The organism is Bacillus sp. REN10 (assembly GCF_016820555.1).
In the GTDB taxonomy this organism is placed as follows: domain Bacteria; phylum Bacillota; class Bacilli; order Bacillales; family Domibacillaceae; genus Bacillus_CE.
The window spans coordinates 1-376 of record NZ_JADHDW010000046.1 but is presented as its reverse complement, the minus strand read 5'-3'; the positions used below and the strand labels follow the sequence as shown (position 1 = coordinate 376).

Annotated in this window: 1 protein-coding gene; it reads left to right on the top strand. The window is 50.5% G+C overall.

Annotation, left to right across the window (positions count from 1 at the left end):
• Positions 1-376, top strand: a 376-nt coding sequence (locus IRB43_RS17690; protein WP_203364752.1) for an aldehyde dehydrogenase family protein, incomplete at both ends; no start/stop codon positions are given.

The window sequence follows — 376 nt, the reverse complement described above, 5'->3', positions numbered from 1 at the left end:
GTTGAACATCAAAGACGGGGTGCCGGTGGAAAGCCGTCCAGGCGAGTTCAACCGTTACGGCTACATTCCGTTAGGCGTCGGAATCATTATTTCGCCTTGGAACTTCCCGTTTGCGATCATGGCGGGAACAACGGTTGCGGCGATCGTGACAGGCAATACTGTTCTATTAAAACCTGCTTCGACCACACCTATCGTGGCGGCAAAATTTGTGGAAGTGATGGAAGAAGCAGGTCTTCCAGCGGGCGTGTTAAACTTCGTCCCAGGAAGCGGCGCAGAAGTGGGCGATTACTTAGTCGATCATCCGAAAACACGCTTTATTTCTTTCACTGGTTCTCGTGATGTCGGTCTGCGTATTTTCGAACGTGCGTCTAAATTA